General features: G+C 46.7%; 21 protein-coding genes. 3 read left to right on the forward strand and 18 right to left on the reverse strand.

All coding sequences use genetic code 11. From position 1 onward, the window contains the following. Positions 1–49: 49 nt before the first annotated feature. Entirely contained in the window at positions 50–1,366 is a 1,317-nt protein-coding gene (gene xylA / locus MHH92_RS25870; protein WP_338707031.1) for a xylose isomerase, read from the reverse strand. Positions 1,367–1,564: 198 nt separating this feature from the next. On the opposite strand from xylA, the gene MHH92_RS25875 reads away from it, so the two are divergent. Beyond that, complete coding sequence (locus MHH92_RS25875; RefSeq protein ID WP_076253581.1) at positions 1,565–2,731, forward strand: ROK family transcriptional regulator; 1,167 nt, start codon at positions 1,565–1,567, stop codon at positions 2,729–2,731. Between the two features lie 147 nt (positions 2,732–2,878). Further along, positions 2,879–3,076, forward strand: a complete 198-nt coding sequence (locus MHH92_RS25880; RefSeq protein WP_017692236.1) for a hypothetical protein — start codon at positions 2,879–2,881, stop codon at positions 3,074–3,076. A 139-nt stretch (positions 3,077–3,215) separates the two neighbouring features. Here MHH92_RS25880 and MHH92_RS25885 read toward each other — a convergent pair whose 3' ends face one another. Both MHH92_RS25885 and trxB read right to left on the reverse strand, forming a co-directional pair. Beyond that, on the reverse strand, positions 3,216–3,446 hold the full coding sequence (locus MHH92_RS25885) for a glutaredoxin family protein (protein WP_036668031.1): 231 nt from the start codon (positions 3,444–3,446) through the stop codon (positions 3,216–3,218). A 62-nt stretch (positions 3,447–3,508) separates the two neighbouring features. Then, positions 3,509–4,450 (reverse strand): thioredoxin-disulfide reductase, encoded by a 942-nt coding sequence (gene trxB, locus MHH92_RS25890; protein ID WP_047841589.1) that lies wholly within the window; start codon positions 4,448–4,450, stop codon positions 3,509–3,511. Positions 4,451–4,706: 256 nt separating this feature from the next. Here trxB and MHH92_RS25895 point away from each other — a divergent pair, with 256 nt between their 5' ends. Beyond that, the gene (locus MHH92_RS25895; RefSeq protein ID WP_036606933.1) at positions 4,707–5,438 is read left to right on the forward strand and encodes a ZIP family metal transporter; all 732 of its coding nucleotides are present in this window, start codon (positions 4,707–4,709) and stop codon (positions 5,436–5,438) included. A gap of 122 nt (positions 5,439–5,560) precedes the next feature. Here MHH92_RS25895 and MHH92_RS25900 read toward each other — a convergent pair whose 3' ends face one another. The 15 genes from MHH92_RS25900 to MHH92_RS25970 all read right to left on the reverse strand — a co-directional run bounded on the left by MHH92_RS25900 (position 5,561) and on the right by MHH92_RS25970 (position 24,000). After that, the gene (locus MHH92_RS25900) at positions 5,561–6,370 is read right to left on the reverse strand and encodes an alpha/beta fold hydrolase (protein WP_017692232.1); all 810 of its coding nucleotides are present in this window, start codon (positions 6,368–6,370) and stop codon (positions 5,561–5,563) included. Between the two features lie 132 nt (positions 6,371–6,502). Further along, the gene (locus MHH92_RS25905; protein ID WP_340907113.1) at positions 6,503–8,518 is read right to left on the reverse strand and encodes a heavy metal translocating P-type ATPase; all 2,016 of its coding nucleotides are present in this window, start codon (positions 8,516–8,518) and stop codon (positions 6,503–6,505) included. Between the two features lie 420 nt (positions 8,519–8,938). Beyond that, positions 8,939–10,246, reverse strand: a complete 1,308-nt coding sequence (locus tag MHH92_RS25910) for a homocysteine synthase (RefSeq protein WP_340907114.1) — start codon at positions 10,244–10,246, stop codon at positions 8,939–8,941. 238 nt (positions 10,247–10,484) lie between these two features. After that, on the reverse strand, positions 10,485–11,330 hold the full coding sequence (locus MHH92_RS25915; protein ID WP_340907115.1) for a sugar phosphate isomerase/epimerase family protein: 846 nt from the start codon (positions 11,328–11,330) through the stop codon (positions 10,485–10,487). 37 nt (positions 11,331–11,367) lie between these two features. Then, positions 11,368–12,120, reverse strand: a complete 753-nt coding sequence (gene kduD, locus MHH92_RS25920) for a 2-dehydro-3-deoxy-D-gluconate 5-dehydrogenase KduD (RefSeq protein ID WP_340907116.1) — start codon at positions 12,118–12,120, stop codon at positions 11,368–11,370. 74 nt (positions 12,121–12,194) lie between these two features. Then, the gene (locus tag MHH92_RS25925; protein ID WP_340907793.1) at positions 12,195–12,953 is read right to left on the reverse strand and encodes a DeoR/GlpR family DNA-binding transcription regulator; all 759 of its coding nucleotides are present in this window, start codon (positions 12,951–12,953) and stop codon (positions 12,195–12,197) included. Positions 12,954–13,174: 221 nt separating this feature from the next. Further along, entirely contained in the window at positions 13,175–14,014 is an 840-nt protein-coding gene (kduI, locus tag MHH92_RS25930) for a 5-dehydro-4-deoxy-D-glucuronate isomerase (protein ID WP_036668043.1), read from the reverse strand. A 159-nt stretch (positions 14,015–14,173) separates the two neighbouring features. Further along, complete coding sequence (locus MHH92_RS25935; protein WP_340907117.1) at positions 14,174–15,157, reverse strand: zinc-dependent alcohol dehydrogenase family protein; 984 nt, start codon at positions 15,155–15,157, stop codon at positions 14,174–14,176. Positions 15,158–15,379: 222 nt separating this feature from the next. Beyond that, positions 15,380–15,709, reverse strand: coding sequence for a cytochrome o ubiquinol oxidase subunit IV (cyoD, locus tag MHH92_RS25940; RefSeq protein WP_076328878.1), 330 nt, complete (start codon positions 15,707–15,709; stop codon positions 15,380–15,382). Continuing rightward, on the reverse strand, positions 15,710–16,330 hold the full coding sequence (gene cyoC, locus MHH92_RS25945; protein WP_036606911.1) for a cytochrome o ubiquinol oxidase subunit III: 621 nt from the start codon (positions 16,328–16,330) through the stop codon (positions 15,710–15,712). It abuts the gene before it with no gap. Beyond that, complete coding sequence (locus MHH92_RS25950) at positions 16,331–18,301, reverse strand: cbb3-type cytochrome c oxidase subunit I (RefSeq protein WP_076212762.1); 1,971 nt, start codon at positions 18,299–18,301, stop codon at positions 16,331–16,333. A gap of 21 nt (positions 18,302–18,322) precedes the next feature. Continuing rightward, positions 18,323–19,297, reverse strand: a complete 975-nt coding sequence (gene cyoA / locus MHH92_RS25955) for a ubiquinol oxidase subunit II (RefSeq protein ID WP_253503324.1) — start codon at positions 19,295–19,297, stop codon at positions 18,323–18,325. Between the two features lie 318 nt (positions 19,298–19,615). Then, positions 19,616–19,879, reverse strand: a complete 264-nt coding sequence (locus MHH92_RS25960; protein WP_036606904.1) for a hypothetical protein — start codon at positions 19,877–19,879, stop codon at positions 19,616–19,618. A gap of 361 nt (positions 19,880–20,240) precedes the next feature. Then, entirely contained in the window at positions 20,241–21,602 is a 1,362-nt protein-coding gene (locus MHH92_RS25965; protein WP_047841595.1) for a GH1 family beta-glucosidase, read from the reverse strand. Between the two features lie 16 nt (positions 21,603–21,618). Then, on the reverse strand, positions 21,619–24,000 hold the full coding sequence (locus tag MHH92_RS25970) for a glycoside hydrolase family 95 protein (protein ID WP_340907118.1): 2,382 nt from the start codon (positions 23,998–24,000) through the stop codon (positions 21,619–21,621). Positions 24,001–24,057 lie beyond the last annotated feature (57 nt).

A 24,057-nucleotide genomic window follows, 5' to 3' on the forward strand; every position in this document is an offset into this window, starting at 1 on the left:
TTGAGTAACCATCGGTGGTCGACGTGCACCACCCCTGCCTAATGCGCTATTAGTCAGCCAAGATGTACTGGTTGAGTTGTGCTCTCAGCAATTCCTGACGTCCGGATTGGTTTTTGCGTGGGCTTTCGTTGTTGAGTGCATACTCAGCAAGGGAAGCCAGTGTTGCTTTACCTGCAACCACATCTGCACCGATACCTTCGCTGAAGCTGCTGTAACGTTTTTCGATGAAGTCATCGAATACGCGATCTTCAATCAACTTCGCTGCTACTTTCAGACCTTTTGCATACGTGTCCATACCTGCGATGTGTGCCAGGAACAGATCATCAGCTTCGAAGGAACCACGACGTACTTTCGCGTCAAAGTTCACACCACCACGGCCGATACCGCCGTTTTTCAATACTTCATACATTGTCAATGTAGCATCGTACATATCAACCGGGAACTCGTCCGTATCCCAACCGATCAACATGTCGCCTTGGTTCGCATCGAGGGAACCGAGCATACCGTTTGTACGAGCAACGCGGATTTCGTGATCAAATGTATGACCAGCCAGTGTAGCATGGTTCGCTTCCAGGTTGAGTTTGAAGTGTTTGTCCAAATCGTATTTTTGCAAGAAAGCAATCGAAGTTGCTGCATCATAATCATATTGGTGTTTCGTTGGCTCTTTTGGTTTAGGCTCGATCAGGAATTGTGCATCAAAGCCAATTTCCTTCGCGTAGTCTACAGCCATGTGGAACATGCGAGCAATGTTGTCTTGCTCCAGTTGCATGTCTGTGTTCAACAATGTGTCGTAACCTTCACGACCGCCCCAGAATACATAGTTTTCAGCGCCCAGACGTTTACCAACTTCCAGACCTTTCTTGATCTGCGCTGCAGCGTGAGCGTACACGTCTGCGTTGCAAGTAGAAGCCGCACCAAACATGAAGCGTGGGTTCGAGAACATGTTCGCCGTGTTCCAGAGCAGTTTTTTGCCGCTGGATTTCATATGATCTTCAATCAGATCAACAATCGTATCAATGTTGCTGTAGAACTCACGCAGGTTGTTGCCTTCTGGTGCAATGTCCACATCGTGGAAACAGAAGAACGGGAGATTCATTTTTTCCAAAAATTCAAATGCCGCTTCCACGCGTACTTTCGCGAGGTCCAGACCCGAGTATTTATCCCACGAACGAACAGCTGTCTCCGCACCAAACGGGTCACTGCCGCCTGCAGTTAATGTATGCCAGTAAGCCATGCCAAAACGGAAATGTTCTTCCATCGATTTGCCGGCTACCACTTCTTCCGGATTATAATGTTTAAAAGCAAAAGGATTCTTGGAATCTTTACCTTCAAATGCAATTTTATTAACGGATTCAAAATAGGCCATGTGTAAAATGCCTCCTCAATAGTTTTAAGAAATCGTTTACACCGTTATCCTATCACATCGAATTTACTTTGTCTATTGGTTAAACAAAGTAAAATAAAATTGTTTTTTACATGGTTGTTTACGCTATAATAGTCGAATAACTTGTTTCGGATGTGGGTCAGAACCCTTTTATCAGAAGAATAGGAGTGCCTTAACCATATGAAAATTACCGGAGACCAGATGCTGGTCAAAAAAATAAACAAGTCGATCGTTCTGGATACGATCCGGCGCCATGCCCCTCTTTCTCGCGCACGAGTGTCCGAGGTTACGGGGCTGAACAAAGCAACGGTATCCAACCTGGTTGCTGATCTGATCAGTGATGACCTGGTGCAGGAGATTGGCCCTGGTGAATCCAGCGGCGGACGTAAACCACTCATGCTGCTGTTCCGAGGGACATCAGGCTATGCAGTCGGTCTGGAACTCAGTGTGACCCATTTGAAAGGCGTGCTTACAGATCTGGAAGGACACATCATTACAGAGTACGCAGTGACCTTGGAACATCATGACGTGTCCTCTGTACTGGAGCAATTGAAATTGGCAGCAAAACAGCTCATTGAAGCAGCTCCTGCTTCCCCTCATGGAGTCATTGGTATTGGCATCGGCGTGCCCGGAATGGTGGATGAGGCAGGAACGGTCCTGTTTGCACCCAACCTGGGGTGGGAGAAGGTAACTCTGCGCTCCATGCTTGAAGAAGAATTTCAACTGCCTGTAACGATTGATAATGAAGCCAATGCTGGTGCCCATGGAGAGTTGAATTTTGGGGCAGGTATCGGTGTACGTCACATGATCTACATCAGTGCAGGCATGGGAATTGGTTCAGGCATCATGGTAGATGGTGAATTATACAAAGGCGCGTGGGGCTACGCAGGAGAAACAGGCCATATGTCCATTGAAGCGGAAGGTCTGCCCTGCTCCTGTGGTAATCGTGGTTGCTGGGAGTTATACGCATCTGAAAAAGCCTACGAGCACCCGGATCATCAGCTAAAATTACCTGCTCATACCACACGGGAACTAATTCATTATGCGGAGCAAGGCCACGAGGCTGTTCAAGAATTATACAACACGATTGGGCGCAAACTGGGGATTGGCATTACCAATATCGTTAACAGTTTCAACCCGGAACGTATTATCATTGGCGGTCCGCTCTCTGAAGCAGGTCCCTGGATTGAAACAGCGTTAAAACAAGTTGTAGAGGAACGTACATTACCTTATCACCGCCGCAGTTTGCAGATTGAATGGGCAGCTCTGGGCAGCCGTTCCACCCGCGTTGGTGCCGCTTACTCTGCGATATCCCAGTTTTTAGGTAAAATTAGGGTGTCTGTCTAATAACAGATGAAAATTGACATCATTTCGCCCCATTTCCTCCCTTTTTGTTAAAGAAATCCAGATGTATAATGGGGTTATGTGATTTTTGTCATGGCTGTGTGAATCAAGCTGTGTTAATTCCGATAACGAAACGGAGTGAAAAAAAGCGTGACCTACGTGGATACTTCAGATATCTCGGCGCAAATGTTTGTCACCGTCCTCCTGTTCCTGATTGTGCTTGCGCCCCTGTTCAGCCTTGGCATACTCCGATTGTTCCAGAGCAAAAAGAAGGCTGGTTTCATGTACATGCTGTCAGGATTGCTGGTGTATGTTGTATTTCAGACTTTCATGAGTATTTTTTTCTAGATCATATTCTGCGTTTGCACAAAAAACCGTACCCTTCCGGGTACGGTTCTTTCTATATCCTAACGGCTCGCGAAAACCGGAATTACATATGAATCGAAAATTTCTTTCAACACATGATGATTCAGATAATCAGCCTGATTTAAGCGTCCAATGCTTTGGCAAATTGGGTTTTGTTCATACCCAGAATGCGGTGTTCACCAATGACAGTCAATGGCACGGCACGTACACCCATGTCCCATACTTGTTGTGCAAATTCATCGCTAGTTTCGATGTTGCGCTCTTCATAAGAGATACCTTTGTCAGCCAGGAACGTTTTTACGGATTTGCAGTTCGGGCAGTTCGTTGATGTATATACAATTACGTTTTCCATGTTTAATTCACCTCATATGGTTTTATATTAATCTATAGTTTGGTTGGAATCAGCTCATTCTATTACAGAACAACTGCGCTGTGCTCCAAGCTCTCAATGTATTTCTCTGTGTCCATGGCAGCCATACATCCGCTACCTGCAGCTGTAATCGCTTGTTTGTAACGTGTATCCTGAACGTCACCACATGCAAATACACCTGGGATGTTTGTCTCGGATGTACCTGGTGTAGTCAGGATATATCCATGTTCGTCCGTAGTGATCTGTCCGCCAAGGAAACCAGTGTTTGGTGTGTGACCGATCGCTACGAATACGCCACTTGCCGGAATCACTTCTTCTTCACCTGTTTCGTTGTTTAACACTTTCAGTCCGGTTACGCCGTTGTCGCCAGCAAGTACTTCGAGTGGTGTACGGTTCAAAGCCATTTCTACTTTTTCGTTGCTCCGTGCACGATCCTGCATGATTTTGGAGCCACGCAGTTCTTCACGACGGTGTACCAACGTTACTTTGGAACCGAAACGGGACAGGAAGCTTGCTTCCTCAAGAGCAGAGTCGCCACCGCCGATAACGATGATTTCTTTGTTACGGAAGAAGAATCCATCACATGTTGCACATGTGCTGACACCGCGGCCTACATTCGTTTCTTCGCCAGGGATACCCAGGTATTTAGCAGTTGCGCCTGTGGACAGGATCAATGTTTCCGATACGAGTTCACCCATACCTTCAACTTGAATCTTGAATGGCCGCTCGCTCATGTCGATGTTGTTAACCCAGCCTGTACGGAATTCAGCACCGAAGCGCTCAGCTTGTTTACGCATGTTATCCATCAGTTCAGGACCCATAATTCCATCAGGGAAACCTGGGAAGTTCTCCACTTCAGTCGTTGTTGTCAGTTGGCCACCAGGTTGTGGTCCTTCAATAACGAGTGGGTTCAAGTTGGCACGTGCCAGATAGATTGCTGCTGTCAGCCCTGCAGGGCCTGTTCCAATAATAATTGATTTATACATGTATAGTTCCTCCCCCGGGTTCTGCAAAAAGGTTAGACCCTCCGGCATCAAAAGCTTAGGCTTTTGCATACACTAGAACGAAAAGCCCACATCATGTCCACAAGACCTGCCTGTGATATGACAATGGCCCTATGCAGAAACGGAATTCTAATTTATAATCATTCTAATCTGTTGTTCATTATGATCTCTTTTATGTACGGTGTCAATGCTCGGCAGCGATTATGAAGAAGTCTTCATCAGGAGGGAAAATGGAAGCATGAACGATGCACTCATTGGCAGTTTTATATCAGCCATGTCTACCGGCCTAGGGGCCGTACCGATTCTATTTATGCGCAAAATATCGCACCGTCTGCGTGATATCTTGCTGGCATACGCCGCAGGTATTATGACCTCGGCCTCGGTGTATAATCTCATTCCGGAAGCGCTTGGCCAATCGAATCTCTTTGTACTTGCATTTGGTATTATGCTTGGTAGCCTGGTTCTACTGGTGCTGGAGATGAAGATCCCACACGTCGATCTGGAGAATCCCGAGAAAATGCCCTTTAAAATTGAAACCAAAGCCTTCATGATTATTGCAGCCATCACCATGCATAACCTGCCGGAAGGGTTATCCGTTGGAGTCAGCTATGCAAGCTCGGATGAGAACCTTGGCAATCTCATTGCCTTTTCCATTGGATTGCAGAATGCGCCGGAAGGATTTCTGGTGGCCCTTTTCCTAGTAAACCAGAACATTGGCCGCTTCAAAGCGCTGGGTATTGCCACCCTGACCGGAGCGGTAGAGATTATAACAGCTATGATTGGTTACACCTTAAGCAGTCTCGTAGCTGGTCTTGTGCCTTATGGTCTGGCCTTTGCAGCCGGTGCGATGATGTTCATTGTTTATAAGGAACTTATTCCCGAGAGTCACGGCGATGGCAATGCACGTGTGGCGACGATGTCCTTTTTGCTCGGACTCATCACGATGATTGGTCTGACCGAACTGTTTTAATTGAAGACTAAAGAACCCGGCGAACAGTCCAAGACTGTCGACCGGGTTCTTTGTTTAGCCACAAATGAAGATTCCATGAAATTAATGGGATCGTCTGTCAGAGGTATTCTGCCCTCTCCTGATCAGGATTGGATGAAACGAATCAGTTCCGAATTGAATTTTTCCAATTCATCATAGAATGCACCATGACCACTCTCTTCAAAAGCAATCAGTTGAGACGAAGCGATGCCCTTGTGCATCTGCTCGGCGAACTCAAACGGACAGATCTCATCCTTTTTCCCGTGCAAAATGGCTGTTGGCACCTGAATCGAACTCAGGTCACCTCGCAAGTCCTCATCCCGCAACGCAATTGCACTGCGAATGGTACCATAAGATGAAGCCTCCATGCCAAGCGCGTGGAACCAATCCATGAATGGCTGGCTGTGTTTCTTCGCGAAGAACATGCCGCCAAACGTCTCCAGCAACTTCGGACGATCTGCAAAGATTGGCTCAATGATCTGCTCGTTCAGCTGCTCTGGAGTCAATCCATACGGATAACCTTCACGCTGTGTGAACACAGGTGCTGCCGCAGATAACAAGGCCAGCTTGGAGACGCCATGTCCCTTATGGCGAGCCATGTAATGTACTGCAATCGCTCCACCCATAGAGAACCCTGCGAGTACCGCGTCTTTCAGCTCCAGATCATCAATAACGGCACGAACATCATCTGCCATGCGATCATAATCATATCCTGTGGAAGGCTTATCCGATAAGCCATATCCTCTAAAATCTATCGCGATTGCACGAATGCCATGGTTCGGCAGTACGTTCAATTGGTATTCAAACATTTTATAATTAACAGGCCAGCCGTGCAAAAAGACAACCGGGGTTCCTTCGCCAATATCTTCAACATATACTTTTACATTTGGTTCCACTTGTACATAACGTCCCATATTTCACAGCTCCCTTATTATCGAATCTTCTCTTCGAATCATTACCCTCTGACCCAAGGTTCAAACGTGAGCCGTTCAATCAGCCGCATACTACCAGCGAAACCAATTAGCCATTTTCCTCTCCAAATCTGATTACCGTAGCAGCCTGAGCCCATTCAGAATAACCAGAATTGTACTGCCTTCATGACCTACCACACCCAGAGGCAATGCGACATCTTGGAGGAAGTTACCCGCAATTAAGGCCAGAATAACGGTGATGGCAAAACACATATTCTGTTTCACCCTACGCTGAGCTCGCCGGGCCTGCCCAATCACCCAAGCAATCTCTTCAATGTTATCGTTCATGAGTACCGCATCAGCCACCTCCAGTGCAGTTCCGCTGCCGGACAATCCCATCCCCATACCCACAGTAGCTGCTGCAAGTGCCGGTGCATCATTTACACCATCCCCTACCATCAGCACAGGACCATACTGTTTGCGGAGTGCTTGGACCTGCTTCACCTTATCTCCAGGCAGCAAGTCTGCATAGACCATGCTTACTCCAGTTTCACGCGCAATTACAGAAGCTGATCTGGCTCGATCACCTGTTAACATCGCAACTTTTACACCCATCGCTTCAAGCTTTTTCACTGCAGCTGCTGCCTGCGGCCGTACCGTGTCCCGCATCGCGATCAGCCCGACCAATTCACCATCAGCCATAACAGCGGATACGGTTTTCCCCTCCCCCTCAAGACGGGAGCATACATCACCCCACTCAGAAGAACCCTTCACATGGTTAGCACCATGTTCATCTGGATCATCAACGTTGCTGTCTTTCATCTCCTCTGACTGCATTGATCCCAGTACATTTGTTTTGCCAATGCTCCAGATCACATCGTTCACCGTTCCTTCGATACCCCAGCCTGTTAGAGCATGTACGTGCTCCGCATCCTGAAGTGTAATGTTCTCCTTGTTCGCCTGATCTACGATGGCACGAGCTAAAGGATGCATCGAGAGGTTCTCAATTGCCGCTACCGCAGCTAACAGCTGGGTACGATCTACATGTTCAGCCGTAATAATATCGGTGACTTGCGGGGTGCCCATGGTCAATGTACCTGTTTTGTCAAAAGCCACGACCCGCGTGCGAGCCATATTCTCCATATGGGCACCACCCTTAAAGAGAATGCCACGGCGGGCGCTGCTGGACATCGCGGACAGCATAACAGGCATGATGGAAGACACCAATGCACAAGGCGAAGCAACCACCAGAAATACCATCGCTTTGTAAAATGCCTCATTCCATGTCCAGCCAAGCAGCAGCGGAGTTCCTGCAATGACAAGTAAGGTCACCCCCACAACAATACGTGCGTAAATTCCTTCAAACTGCTCCATGAAACGCTGAGAATCCGGTACTTCCGCCTGCGCTTCTTCCACCATTTTAATGATCTTGCCAAACAGTGACCCTTCAGCCGATTTTGTGACCTCTACGTATAATGCGCCCTCCCCATTTACCGTACCTGCATAGACTTCATCCCCCGCAACTTTGTCCACAGGCAGGGATTCTCCGGTGATGGACGACTGATTGATAAAAGAACTCCCCCGGTACACGACACCATCTGCTGGGATGAGTTCTCCCGGTTTGACCAACAGCAGATCACCCGGCTCCAGATCATCAATAGCCACGAGGTTCATCTGTCCATCCTCAATACGCAGTGCAGTCTCTGGCTTGAGCGCCAGTAAAGATGAGATATCCTTATGACTGCGCTCTGTCGCATAACTTTCCAACGCACCACTGAGTGCAAAAATAAAGATCAGCATCGCACCTTCATTCCAGTAACCAATGGCTGCTGCCCCGAGGGATGCTGCAATCATCAGCAGGTTTACATCCAGATCACGTTCCTTGACCAGTGTCTCGATGCCTTCCTTCGCTTTGGTCCAACCGCCTACGGCATACGCCACAATGTAGAGCATGATGGATAAGGTACCAAAATACGGTGCAGTTCCCCAGGCAATCAGCATCAACAGCCCGCTGCCCAATGCAGATTGCATCTCTTTATTCTGCACCATGGCTCGAAAATCAGGCTTACGTCCCCGGTTTGGGCCTGGTGTTTGGGATAAGCGCTGTTCCGCTTGTTTCTGTCTGTGTAGTGGTTGATGTATCGCTTGCATATGAATCACGTTCCTTTCGAATGGTAGGTTTGCGGATGACGAGTCTGCTAAATTCTGCTCCCAAAAATGAAGTTGTATTGAGAATGAGAGCCATTGTTAATGCCCTAAAAATGACACATGCTGCTGCGGGAATCCCGCAGCAGCATGGTTTTGTGAATGATTTTACAATAATCTCGAATGAGAATGATAATCATTTTTGCGCTTATGCAATTGTGTTTACTCAATACAACTTTCAATCAGTATATGCCTGTGATCCACATTTGTAAATGGGCTTTTTCGATGGATACTCATATATGCGTGTTCAAAAAGACAAAAAGCCGCTGTCCCAGAGGACAACGGCTTTAACCATCTATTCACATTCATTTGACCTGTTTATGGCATATCGCTTAAGTGATTGTTTATACATCCACCCAATGCCATTTACGCGCCTACACTTGCTCCCTGACTTGCTTTGATGGCTTGCTCCAGATCATAGATAATGTCTTGAATGTTCTCCGTACCCACAGACAGACGAATCAACTCCGGATTAACCCCTGCTGCGGTCTGTTCATCTTCAGTCAACTGTGCGTGAGTTGTACTTGCCGGGTGAATAATCAGTGACTTGGAATCGCCAACGTTCGCAAGGTGAGAGAACAGTTTGACACTTTCAATCAATTTGCGACCTGCGTCCGCACCACCTTTGATTCCAAAGGTCAGAATGGCACCCTGCCCTCTTGGCAGATACTTCTGTGCAAGCTCGTAAGAACCGTGGCTCGGCAGACCTGCATAACTTACCCAAGACACGTCCTCATGTTTCTCAAGGAATTCCGCAACCGCAAGGGCATTGCTACTATGTCGCTCTACGCGCAGATGTAATGTCTCCAGTCCTTGCAGCAGCAACCAGGAGTTGAATGGAGAGATCGTTGCACCCAAGTCACGCAGAAGTTGTACACGAGCTTTGATAATATAAGCAATCGGTCCAACCGCTTCCGTATATACTACACCGTTGTAACTGGAATCCGGCTCCGTCAATCCAGGGAACTTGCCACTTGCCTTCCAGTCAAATTTCCCGCTATCCACGATAACGCCACCAATGGATGTACCATGACCCCCAATAAATTTCGTCGCAGAGTGAACGACAATATCTGCGCCATGTTCGATTGGACGAAGCAGGTACGGACTTGGGAATGTGTTATCCACGATCAAAGGAATTCCATGTTCATGAGCGATGGTTGCCACCGCTTCAATATCCAGTACATTCCCCTTTGGATTACCGATTGTTTCGGCATACAATGCTTTCGTTTTCTCCGTAATCGCAGCCCGGAAATTCTCAGGATCACTGGAATCTACAAATTTTACGTCCAGACCCAGTTTCGGCAAAGTCGTCGAGAACAGATTGTATGTACCTCCATACAAACTCGCCGAAGATACGATCTCATCACCTGCACCAGCAATATTCAGAAGTGAAAACGTAATGGCTGCCTGACCAGAAGCTGTAGCCAGCGCTCCAGCTCCGCCTTCCAACGCCGCAATCCGTTGCTCAAACACGTCGGTTGTTGGATTCATCAGACGGGTATAAATGTTGCCAAACTCTTTCAAACCAAACAAGTTAGCTGCATGCTCGGTGTCCTTGAATCCATAGGATGTCGTCTGATACAAGGGCACAGCTCGTGCGTTGGTGGTTGGATCAATTTCCTGGCCTGCATGAATTGCCAAAGTTTCAAATGAAAGCTCACGTTCGTTTGACATAAATCTGAATCCTCCCTCAATATATACGTTCTTTAAGTTCCTGATGTCTTGGCATGGTGGCGTATGTTTTCCATATTCTCTCACAAGATGTCGCATTTGAAAAGACTTATTTCCGATTGTTCCGATAAGAAAAATTAAATATGTACATTATCGATTTCTGTACCAAAAAAACCTTTGCACTCGCAAAGGTTTTTCAGCTACTTTGGCTTCGGTATGCAATACCTCATCCTGGGTTTGGTTAGACCCGAACTGCACTCCATACTTCACGCAAATGTTTGGCCGCAGGTACAGCTTCCTCCGCAGTTACGCCTTCAAGTGAAATATCGATATGTGGCTTATACGTTTTTAACAATTCAAAAAATAACGGGTAATCCAGTATTCCTGCCCCAGGTACCGGATTAAACTTCTCTCCCTGTGCATCAAAGGCTACATCTTTGGCATGGATCACAATCATGCGCTGATACAGCGATTCCATCACCTCGCGCAAGAAAGCCCTTTGATCTGCAGCATGTGGTTGCTTGATCAGATTACACGGGTCGAACAGCATCCCCAGATTCGATGAAGGAATCTCTTCAAACAAACGTGTCATATGTTCATGGGTATGAAGAGTATGTGTGGACACAGGCTCAATCGCCGCATGCACGCCCCATTTCTCTGCTTCCTCAGCCAACTCCTCAACCGTTTCTTTCAGCACACTCCACGCCTTCTCTTCATATCCATCCGGATGTGTATCCTGATAGGTGTCCAAGCCGCCGGTCTCCGTTGCTACCATGCTGCAACCAAAATCCCGGGCATAACGCAGATGCTCCTTGAATCGATCAATGTCCGCACGTCGTCTTACCGGATCAGGGTCAATCGGATTAATATAACAGCCCAGTACTGCAATCTTCACCCCGCGCTGTGCAAATTGATCTCCGATTTCATTCGCTAGCCCTGGGCTCAGCTTGCCATTCGATGAGTCCACATCTGATAATGCTTTGGCCAGCGCCAGCTGTACGGAATTAAATCCGTTATCCGCAATCGTCTGCGCAAGCTGTGCTGTAGGCTGTTTGCCAAATGTATGTGCCAGAATACCAAGTTTCATCTCACTGCCTCCTTATGCTAATCCGATTATCAAGTGATTAACGTGCCATCCAGCCGCCATCGACATTCAGCACATGACCATTCAGATAATCCGAAGCGGCAGATGCCAGAAAGACAACCGGGCCTTTCAGATCTTCAGGTGTTCCCCAACGCGCCGCAGGAATACGGGCTGTAATATCCCGGTAACGATTCTCGTCCGCACGGATCTGGGTAGTATTATCGGTTTCCATATAACCAGGTGCGATACCATTAATCTGGATTCCTTTACCTGCCCATTCATTGGCGAGTGCTTTGGTTAAACCGGCAACGCCATGTTTACTGGCTGTATACCCTGGCACATTGATCCCACCTTGATAGGACAACATGGATGCAATATTAATGATTTTGCCACTTCCACGTTCAATCATATGTCTGCCTGCCAATTGGCTTAGGAAAAATACAGTGTTCAGGTTCAGACCAATTACATCATGCCAGTCCTGAACTGCATGATCAGCCGCAGGTGTGCGACGAATGATTCCGGCATTGTTGACGAGAATGTCAATTCTGCCCTGGAACGCAAGCGCCTGTTCGAACACAGCCGACAACTCATCTTCACGACTTAAATCCGCTTCAATTACATAAGCTTTGCGTCCGAGTGCTTCAATGGCACTTGCCGTTGCCGCAGGCTTGGAATAAGAGACTAGCACCACATCAGCACCTGCTTCTGCCAAACCAATGGCCATCCCTTGTCCAAGTCCTCCCGAGGTACCTGTCACCAGTGCAACTTGTCCGCTTAAATCAAATGGGTTCATGAATGATTCCTCCGCATGGTTTTGATATGCAATCCTTAGATCCGTCCGTTTAATCCCATGAATAATGAATGAGGTTAACTTTGATAATCCACTGTGACACCACTCTGCTCGTATAAGGCAACCGTCTCTTCATCCAAACGACTATCGCTGATAATATAGTCCAGTTGCGAACACTGGGCGAAAGTTCGCAGTGCAAATTGTCCGAATTTATAATGATCCACAACGCCGTATACTTGCTGCGAGGCAGATATCATTGCTTTTTTTAAAGGAACCAGATCTCCCGTGTATATGGATAATCCAAATTCCGGATGAAGGGCTGTCGTGGATATAAAGGCTTTATGAATGTTAAGACTGGATATAAATGCAGCCGTATCATCCCCAACCAGCATATTCCGTACACGCGCCCCGCCAGGCACAACCAGTCGCACTTGCTCCTTTTTGGTCAACTCCGCAATGATGAATAGATCATTAGTCACCACCGTCAGCGGTTGATTATCGAGACGTTTGGCCATCTCTAGCGTAGTGCTGCCACCATCGAGAGCAACGATATCTCCAGGTCGAATGTAAGCAAGGGCACGTTCAGCAATCTCCGTCTTCTCCGAATGATGCTTCTCGGTAACTCCGCGGCTATTCAAGATGCCATACTGGTCATTCTGAGCCAGCATAGCACCACCATGGACACGTACGAGCAGTCCCATACTCTCCAACTTGTCAAGATCCTCTCGCACAGTCTTCCCAGTCACCTGCAACAACTCACTCAGATCACTGACGGTTACTTCCTGGCGTTCCAGCAGTGCCTCCATAATTTTTTCATGTCTTTTCAATGGATTCATCATAATCAACTTCCTATACCACCTGAGTTAAATGGTAGTTTCGCACTTACACTTCGGGTACAGAAAACCTTCCGATCACTCTTATCCCCATATTTCCTTTGATCCCTTATTTAAAGGGAGAAATCTGGTGATAAAGGCGCACGCTTCGCTTCTTCTGGTCCTTTCTGTACCCTCCGTTCTAGTGTCTACCCTGTCAATTTAACTCAGACATCTGTAATTTATTATTTCAGGTCTTTCATCGCTACGCCGTCCATATCTTCGAACGTCTGGTTCTCACCAGCCATCGCCCAACAGAAGGTGTAATTGCTTGTACCCACACCACTGTGAATGGACCAGCTTGGGGAAATGATCGCCTGACGGTCGCGTACAACCAGATGGCGTGTTTCGTTTGGCTCACCCATCATATGGAATACAACACCGTCTTCAGGCAAGTTCCAGTACAAGTATACTTCGGAACGGCGGTTATGGGTATGTGCAGGCATCGTGTTCCACATGTTACCCTTGTTGAGTTCGGTAATGCCCATCACCAACTGACAACTCTGAATTCCACCTTCTCCTTGGTGAATGTAACGATAGATCGTACGCTCATTGGAAGTTTCGATGCTGCCCAGATGATTCGGCTGAGCTTGTTCTTGCGTTGCTTTTACTGTTGGATAGGTGTGATGAGCCGGTGTGGATACAAAATAGAATTGGGCAGGTTGAGCCTTGTCACTGCTCGTGAACACAACTTCCTTCACACCTCTACCGATGTAGAGACATTCCTTCGCTCCAATCTCATAACCTTGTCCGTCCGCTGTCACTGTTCCGTGACCACCGACATTAATGATACCGATTTCACGACGCTCCAGGAAAAAGTTCGTTCCGATATCTTTCAGGTTCACTTCAAGGGTAATGTCCTTGCTCTCAGGTACAGCCGTTCCCACAATATAACGATCCACATGAGAATACACCGTTACCAATTCATCGGTTGCAAACAGTTGCTCCATCAAAAATTCCTCACGCAGGCGAGATGTATCATACGTTTTCACTTCATTGGGATGTGCAGCATAACGATTTTCCATTATTAATCCATTCCTTTCGTCATTTAAATTAGTTGGGATTGAGTTTGATAATGTTCATATAAGTTCATTTTAGTTCATTATGTATCTTTTGTGTACCTTTATTTTCGAAAAAGTAATTTATATGATAATGAGATTGGACTTTTTTCCAAGTTTTATGTACTACTGTATTAAGAGAACCTTCCCCTCGATACCCGATTCAGCCGCTGCAATAGCCTGTTGTACATTCGTTAGTTCATACGTCGCCCCAATGTTTGTCATGACAAGCCTCCCTGCTCTGACCAACTCCATTACCTCATGAAATACCTGTTCCCAGCGTTCTTGCGTACAGCGTTCCACCCAATGTTTTAACCAGAAAAGTTTCACATGAACTTGTGTTCCCCGGGTAACTTCATGCCATAACGGTGTGATCCCCGAAAGCAGTCCTACACTGATGACCGTACCATTTGGCTTAAGGCATCTCACCAACTGTTCCCCGTCTGTCCCTCCAATACAATCCACGGCTGCATCAGCACCGTATCCCTCTGTTAATTCCGCAATTCTAGCCTGTAGCAACTCTTTCGTCGTATTGATAACAGAAACTGCTCCAAGACGATACAATTCAGCAGTATGACGATCATCTCTCGTAAGCGCAATCAATTTAAATCCATAGATTTTTGAGATCTGTGCAAAGATTCGCCCGATTGCAGATCCCCCTGCATTCACAATCAGGGTATCACCGTACGTAAGCTTAAGCACCTCTGTACAGATCAACCAAGCCGTAACCGGATTAATATAGAGCTGGCTGGCTGAGTGATCATCGATATCATTCGGCACAATAATTGTATGTCGCTCCAAAGTCTTCACGACGTCCTGCCAAGTATTCTCGCCTTTTAGTGGCAAGACACGACGCCCCAACATTTGATTGGATACTCCCAATCCTACTGCTTCTACTATCCCCATACCCTCAAACCCGGGAACAGCTGGTAATTGGGTACGATGCGGGTAAGCTCCTCGAACAGGAATAATATCGGAGGGATTAATAGGTCGAGCATACATCCTCACTGCTAATTCACCGGGGCCAGGGGGTATCACATCTTTTTCTTCCATACATAACACTTCACTTGGTTCGCCAAAACGATAATAACGGATTACCCTTGCTTTCATTGGTACATCTCCTAAAATAATTTTTCTAAAATTGCATTAACTAAAATATTGAATATATTTCCAGAGTGTATAACAATAGTATCAATGGTAAATTGTTTCATCAACGACTTATTAAGATATAAAACAACTTTTTCATTAAAATATGCGATAACTTCTGCTTGGAACAAAAAAAGAGCCCCACAACCTTGAATTCCAAGGTCGTGAAGCTCTTCATCATGTGAATTAATGTGCAACAGCGTTGTTAAGCATGATCCAGATCGAACCAATCACGATGGTCATCATAATCAGTAATCCGAAAATAAGGGCCATCACATTCCAGCGTGGTTTCTCTGTTTCACGGATATGCATGAAGAAGAAGAGTTGAACCACAAACTGAAGTGCTGCCGTGCCAAGAACAACAATGAGTGTTCCTGTTCTTTCCATCATATCATTGAGAACCACCACAAGTGGAATGATTGTCAGAACGACGGACAGGATGAAGCCGATGACATAAGACTTCAGTGAACCATGTTGCTCATGACCGTGGGAATCATGTGAGTTGTGCTCTGCCATCTACATCACCCCCATGAGATAGACGATCGACAGGAGGAAGATCCATACGACGTCCAAGAAGTGCCAGTACAAGCTGATGACGTTGATTTTACCGCGAGTAACATCAGTAATACCACGTTTTTTCAGTTGTAACATAAGTCCAATCATCCAGATCAGACCAAGCGATACGTGAAGTCCGTGAGTTCCCACAAGGGTGAAGAATGCGCCAGAAGCAGCACTCGTTGTAAAGCTGAACCCTTCGTGAATCAACTCAATAAACTCATATACTTCCAGTGCGATAAAGCTTGCACCCAGAACGGCTGTAACTGCCAGCCAACTAATTAATTGTTTTACTTTGCCTTGATTCATCGCCAGTACGGCTAGTCCGCTCGTGAATGAACTTGTGAGCAAGATAAACGTTTCGGCAATAACACCAGGCATTTTGATCAATTCAGACAAAATCGGTCCGCCCGCCGTATTGTCACGCAACACAATGAAGGTTGCGAACAATACGGAGAACAGGATAACGTCGGAAATCAGGAAGAACCAGAAACCGAGAATTTTCATTTCCTGTGGATCATGATGTCCATGGTCGTGACCATGTGCATGATTCTCACCGTGCTTAGCGGCTGCTTGAGCCATCTATACCGACCCCCTTAACGACGCTTCGGTACGTTTAATTTCGTCGACCGGAATGTAATAATCCGTATCATATGAGAATGAACGGGCGATCATACAGATCCCTACGCCAGCGAGTCCGAGAATTGCCATCCACAACCATCCGAAGACAAAGCCGAAACCGGCGATGAACCAGAAGACAGACATGATGAACGGAATTCCAGAGTTCTTCGGCATATGAATCGGCTCAAGCGGTTGCTCTGGCGGATAGATGCCTTTGGCACGACGTTCTTTCTCTTCCCACCACTCATCAATATCATCTCCGCGCGGTGTAACGGCGAAGTTGTATTCAGGAGCTGGTGAAGGAATTGACCACTCCAGCGTACGGCCATCCCATGGATCGGCAGGAGCTTTGAGTGATTTGTATTTGCGAATACCGTCTGCGATTTGTGCAACTTGGAACAGGAATCCGACACCCATCAGGAATGCCCCGATTGTGGATACGAAGTTCAATTCCCACCAGCCAGTATCCCAGCCGTATGTGCTCAGACGACGTGTCATACCCATTAGACCGACAGCGTACTGCGGCATGAAGCAGACATAGAAACCAATATTCCAAGTCCAGAATGCCCATTTGCCCAGTTTCTCTTCGAGTTGGAAACCGAACATTTTAGGCCACCAGTAGTACAGACCTGCGAAGTATCCGAAGACAACGCCACCGATCAATACTTGGTGGAAGTGGGCAATCAGGAAGTAACTGTTATGGAACTGGAAGTCAGCAGGAGCAACGGATAACAGAACGCCTGTCATACCACCGACAATAAAGCACGGGATGAAGGCAAGTGTCCACATCATCGGAGTCGCCATGCGAATCCTTCCTCGATACATGGTAAACAGCCAGTTGAATATCTTAACCCCTGTTGGAATAGCAATCAACATCGTAGTTACGGCGAAGAATGCATTCACGTCTGCTCCGGAACCCATCGTGAAGAAGTGATGCGCCCATGTGAAGAAGGACAGGAAGCTGATGATCAACATTGCGAATACCATCGACTTGTAGCCAAACAGTTTTTTCCGAGAGAAGGTACTTACAATCTCGGAGAACACACCGAATGCCGGCAAGACGACAATGTATACCTCAGGGTGACCCCACATCCAGATCAAGTTGATATACATCATTGGGTTACCGCCCAGATCAAGTGTGAAGAAATGCGCCCCGGCAAACCTGTCGAGGAATAACAATGCAAGTGTCACGGTCAAGATCGGGAAAGCAAACAAGATAATGATACAAGTGGAGAATACCGACCATGTGAACATCGGCATTTTCATCCATCTCATGCCTGGCGCACGCATTTTAATGATGGTAACCAGGAAGTTAATACCGGTAGCCAAGGAACCGATACCCGATATCTGTATACCCCATATATAGAAGTTCTGTCCTACCCCCGGACTGTGTGACAGCTCCGATAGAGGCGGATAACTTAGCCATCCTGCATCCGGTGAACCACCAATAACGAATGACAGGTTAAACAGCATTGCTCCCAGGAAGAATAACCAGAAGCTCAGTGCATTCAGGAACGGGAACGCAACGTCCCTTGCTCCGATCTGTAATGGCACGATAACGTTAAATAGACCAAACATAAATGGCATCGCCATGAATAAGATCATGATCGTACCGTGAGTTGTGAAGACCTGATTATAATGCTCAGGATTTAGAAATTCATTGTTAGGCATAGCCAGCTGAAGGCGCATCATTAGCGCATCCACACCACCACGGAATAACATGATAATGGAAGCGATGATATACATGATACCGATCTTTTTATGATCGACGGTAGTTAACCAGTTACGCCAGAGCCAGCCCCATTTTTTGAAATAAGTTAGTACCGCTACAATAGTAATCATGGTAATTCCGATAGCTACCATCGCACCATAAATGAGCGGATCACCGGTTACGAAAAACTCCGATGCAAACTCTTTAAGTCCCTCTAACATTGGGGGCCTCCTTTCGAATCTTTAGTTAGCACTCTTGTCCTCGTCTTTATTGGACGTATCAGTTGCATTTTGAATGGCTCCAGAAGCTTCACTTGAAGTCCCATGCTTACTGTGAGCACTTTGACCATCTACTACATACTTGGTCACAATATTTTGGAACAATCCTTCTGGGAAGGCAGAATAATAAGCAACATTGCTTGTTCCTGGCTCAGCCAGTGCTTTGTAACCTTCTGTGGTCAATTCTTGGGAACTTTGTTTCACTTCAGCTACCCATTTGTCAAAATCTTCGTCCGATGTAGCATTCACATCAAAACGCATTTCTCCAAAATGCTCACCTGTGAAGTTAGCGCCTGAACCCCAGTACTTGCCTTCATGATCTGCCTGCAGATACAAGGTCATTGCCATACCCGACATCGTATAAATCTGTCCTCCAAGTTGCGGAATCCAGAATGAGTTCATCGGTGAATCCGCAGTGAGTTCAAATTTCACGGGCCGATCTGCCGGAATATTCAGCGTATTGACCGTTGCAATCCCTTGCTCAGGATACATAAACAACCATTTCCAGTCCAGTGAAGACACTTGGATGGTAATTGGTGCTTTTTCGTGAGCCAACGGCTTCGAAGGCTCCAGATCATACGTGTAACGAATCGTTACAATTGCCAGTATTCCAATAATAATAATTGGAACCGTCCACCAGATTGCCTCCGCCTTCGTACTATGAGACCAGTTAGGTTCATAAGCAGCTTTGTTATCCGGCTTGTCGCGGTAACGCCATACGATTACGGCAGACAAAATGAGTACTGGCACAATAATGACAGCACACAAAATTGTCGAGATGACAATCAAATCTCTCTGCGAAGCGCCAATTGGCCCCTTCGGATCCAGAACAACGTACTGTCCGCCTGCCAGCATTGGCCAGACAATCAATGCAATTGTAACCAACGTCAGGACAACCGGAATGATAATCCGGATTAGCGACCTAGGTTTCTTGTTCATTTTGATCCCCTCTCCTTAAATTCGCTCATACTGAAAAATCAGTATACTACTCTCTTCCTACTAAAGATATCAGAAATGAACAACTTTTTTGTTCTTGTTAACAAATTTGTCGATTTTACACCTTAAATGTGTGAATTTTTTCTCACAAATCGCTTGCATGCTTGATATTTGTACTTCGTAATCTTTACACTTCAAGTCACAAAATAAAACCCTTTGCAGTCCCGTTGAACAGTGTCAACGAATCCGCAAAGGGCTTTATTGACTGGATTCCGGGAACTCATCCAGTCTTATTATGAACGAACTAACGCAGGATTATAATCAATCGGCGCCTTCGTCTTCCCGGCGTGTATGAACAAGGCCAATCGCTTTGGCAATAACGTAAATAAACACACTACCTACAAGGAATCCAATACCAACCATCAAGCCAAGATTACGATCATTAAATTCGTTCAGATTGATCAGACACATGATCACTCCCGTAATGAGTGCGACCCATGCCAGAACTGTCATCGTCAAGACGGCGCGCCGCATATTTTTGTCTTTGCGCTCCAATTGGCTAACCATTGCTGTCTTCGATGCCATAGTAAACACTTCCTTTTCCCTTTTTGTAAGTGCTTTCCTTATACCAATATACCACATCAGTATGATTTTTAGTCAACAAATGTTCAAATTTTATTCGCAATTTGGACACTTTATTTTAAATTTATCCGTTGACAAAACATTATTTATTTCTTCCTTACTTCTTATAACCCAAAAAACGTCTCTTCATAACAGGAACTGCACTTGACCTTATGAAACCTTTATGAACTACTCATTTCCAACGGTAAAAATACAAAAAAAAGACGGCACATTGGAATACTCCAATGTTACCGCCGTTCTCAGCTTTAATAAGTGGACCATATATAATGAGGAGCTGCTTTACCCTTTAAACCTGCCACCCAAACTATTGGGGATTATGTTCGTTCCGTGTCTCCAACCAATTATTCTTGATGACGTTCTGATACCAGTAATAACTCTCCTTCGGTGTTCTCACGAGTGAACGATAGTCCATATGAACAAGACCAAAACGCATACGGTAGCCTTCTGCCCACTCGAAATTATCCATCAGTGACCATGCCATGTACCCTTTCAGGTTAATACCGTCATTAATGATGCGGTGAATTTGAGCCAAATGCTGCTCATAATATGAAATCCGGCGATCATCGTTAATTTTTCCGTTCTCCAGGTCATCATTGATGCAGGCACCATTCTCTGTGATATATACATCCACATTGCCGTACTTTTGCAAGTAATGCATAAATTCATACAAACCACGTGATTCCACAGGCCAGCCAATATCAGTTTTGGTGAGGCCCATATCAACTTCTTCCGATTGCAGAGCACCTGCCTCCGGATTGAAGCGATTGATCCCCATCGTGTAATAGTTAATGCCGAGCAGATCGATCGGTTGCGAGATAATCTCCATATCACCTTCCTGAATTGGCACAGTAGCCCCCGCTTCTGCAAACCAATCCACCATAAACTGCGGATATGAACCTTTGTAGATTGGATCAAGGAACCAATCGGTATTAAGCGCAATTGATCGGTCACACGCAGCTTGGTCCTCGGCAGATTTGCTGTACGGTTCAGCCCAGCACACGTTCGGAGCAATACCAATCTGACCGGTTGTTCCCAAGCGACGGAAAGATTGAACGGCTTTACCATGAGCAACCAGTAATCCATGTGCCACATTAATAGAAGTTTGCAGGTCTTTGTTTCCTGGCGCATGAATCCCGAGAAGGTTTGACAGGAACGCGATGCACCATGGTTCGTTGAATGTAAGCCAGAAGTTGATTTTGCCAGAGAATTCTTTGAAGATCACTTCGGCATATTTCACAAAAGCATCCACAGTTCTGCGGTTGCCCCAGCCCCCGTCATCCTCCAGCGTCTGCGGAAGATCCCAGTGATACAGTGTGAGGAACGGTTCAATTCCAGCTTCGATTAATGCATCCACGAAGCGATGGTAGAAGTCCAGACCTTCCCGATTGATCTCCCCATCTCCGTCAGGAATAATGCGCGGCCAAGCAATGGAGAACCGGTATGTATTAATCCCGAGTTTCTTCATCAGTTCGATGTCTTCCTCGTAACGGTGATAACTGTCACATGCGACATCCCCATTGTCTCCGTTATATACCTTGCCAGGTGTGCGCGCAAACGTATCCCAGATGGATACCCCGCGTCCACCTTCCTGTGCCGCTCCTTCTATTTGATAGGAAGCTGTTGCTGTACCCCAGCGAAAATCTTGCGGAAATTTAAAAATGGTCATGGTTGGCTCCTCCGTCTCATGATGACACGCGGATCGTCTGTCCTGCGGTCATGGGTAAAATAATTACATAATCGCCCTGAGGCGTAAGCTCTGCCTTGGCTTGTTCGTTTCCTTCCAAACGCAGCGGATAAGCACTGCGAAGGGTCAACGACTCATTTCGATCTGCCTTAATAACCGCTGACACAAGCTTGTTGTCCGTCCACGTTATTGCTACCGTATAACCACCTCTTGCACGAAGCCCTTCAACTCGACCTTGAGTCCAGAGTTCAGGCAGTGCCGGCAGTAAATGTAACTCATTCAAGTGGCTCTGCAACAACATCTCGGCCATGCCAGCCGTGCCTCCAAAGTTACCATCGATCTGGAACGGCGGATGGTCATCAAACAGATTCGGATGTGTGGATCGGGCCAGCAACGTGCGCACAAACTGATGTGCCTGGCTGCCATCCAGCAGTCGTGCATACAGATTGATCAACCATGCACAGCTCCATCCTGTATGCCCGCCACCTTGTGAGATACGACGTTCAAGCGATACCCGTGCTGCTTCTAGCAATTCCGGTGTGTGTACTCGATTGATCTGCTCTCCCGGATACAGCCCATACAGATGGGAGACATGACGATGCCCTGGCTCGGATTCGGCAAAATCCTTAAACCACTCCAGCAATTGTCCTTCGCTTCCAATTTGGAATGGATAGAGTTTCTCCAGAGCCTCACTCCACTCGCTTGCCAACGACTCATCTATATTTAGTTGCTTCGCGGCCTCAATACAGCGGCTGAACAGTTCACGAATTAACGTCATATCCATTGTTGAAGCCATGGATATACTGCGTGCCTCCCCAGCATCTGTGAGAAACTTATTCTCTGGTGAAGTGGATGGAATCGTAACCAGATAACCATCGGGCCCTTCCACCAGCCAATCGAGACAGAACAGCGCCGCCTCTTTCATGATGGGATACGCACGTTCCTCAAGAAAACGCTGATCCCCGGTAAATTGGTAATGCTCCCATAGATGCGAGGTCAGCCACACGCCACCCATCGGCCAGAAAGCCCAGCTTGCATCTCCACCTGTCGGTGTAGAGGTTCTCCAGATATCCACGTTATGATGGGCAGTCCATCCACGGGCTCCATACAGAATCCGCGCCGTTCTTCGTCCTGTATCACTGAGATCGGTCAGCATATCAAACAGCGGCTCATGACATTCACTGAGATTGCAGACTTCCGCTGGCCAGTAATTCATCTCCGTGTTGATGTTGATCGTGTAGTCACTGTGCCATGGCGGCTCTACCTGATGATTCCAGATTCCCTGCAGATTGGCAGGCTGGCTGCCCGGACGCGAACTAGCCATTAACAGATATCTTCCATATTGAAAATAAAGTGCCTCCAGTCCAGGGTCTTGTTGCCCTGCCTGATAAGCCTGCAGCCGCTCATCTGTAGGTAATTCGGCGTTAGCCGATACTCCTAAATCAATAGAGACTCTGTTAAACAACGCGCTATGATCCTGAATATGTCGGTCACGAAGCGCTTCCGCGCCATGTGTGGTCGCTTTGGAGATCATCTCCTTGCATTCCTCTTCCAATACAAAATGATCCTTCACAGGTAACACATCGTAACTCTCATAGGAGGTAGCCGCTGCCAGATAAAACACAACCTGATCAGCACCCTGAATATGTAACTTGCCTTCCAGATTGGAGACCTTCACCTGATAGCCAGATGCCGTAAATGCTACACGGACAGCATAAGCCGTTCCCCGATCCTCTTCATAGAGAACGGATTCCGGGTGATCTCTGAAGTAATTGGACTCCACATGACTTGGGCACCGACTGAACATGGTTAGAGCATCTCCCGAAGTCTCAACGCGATAGGGATGGGGACTGTCTAGCGTAACACTTACACTCACAGTGCCCTTCTGATCAGCAGTTAATGTGCAGACCATCAGATCATCCGAAGCACTTGAATACACTTCACGTAGGTATTGAGTTCCTTCCAATGAGTAGGTTGTGGTTGCAATACCCGATTCCAGATCAAGCTCCCGTTCAAATGCATCATATGAAAGATCATCCAGACCCTCATGGTGCAATAGAAAATGACCCATCGGCTGGTAAGCCTCCACATCACGACCAAGCATTTCACGGTTCAACAAATCCTCAGCTTCACCATACTGCCCAGACATGATCAACTCTCGCGTCTGTTTCAAATACCGCTGACTGCTGTATTGAATCGTATCCCGTGGAAACCCTGACCATAATGTATCTTCATTGAGCTGAATTCGTTCATCTGCTGCGCCTCCGTACACCATGCCTCCAAGACGGCCGTTTCCGATGGGCAATGCTTCTTCCCAGCGTTTTGCCGGTTGTTGATACCATAGACGATTGATTTTAGGTTCGTTATTGTGTTGGGACATGTTTAGCTCCTGTTCCTAAATAAGCAGTATATTTCTTATGTCATAAAACGTTTTCGG

The organism is Paenibacillus sp. FSL M7-1414 (assembly GCF_038003195.1).
Lineage (GTDB): Bacteria > Bacillota > Bacilli > Paenibacillales > Paenibacillaceae > Paenibacillus > Paenibacillus amylolyticus.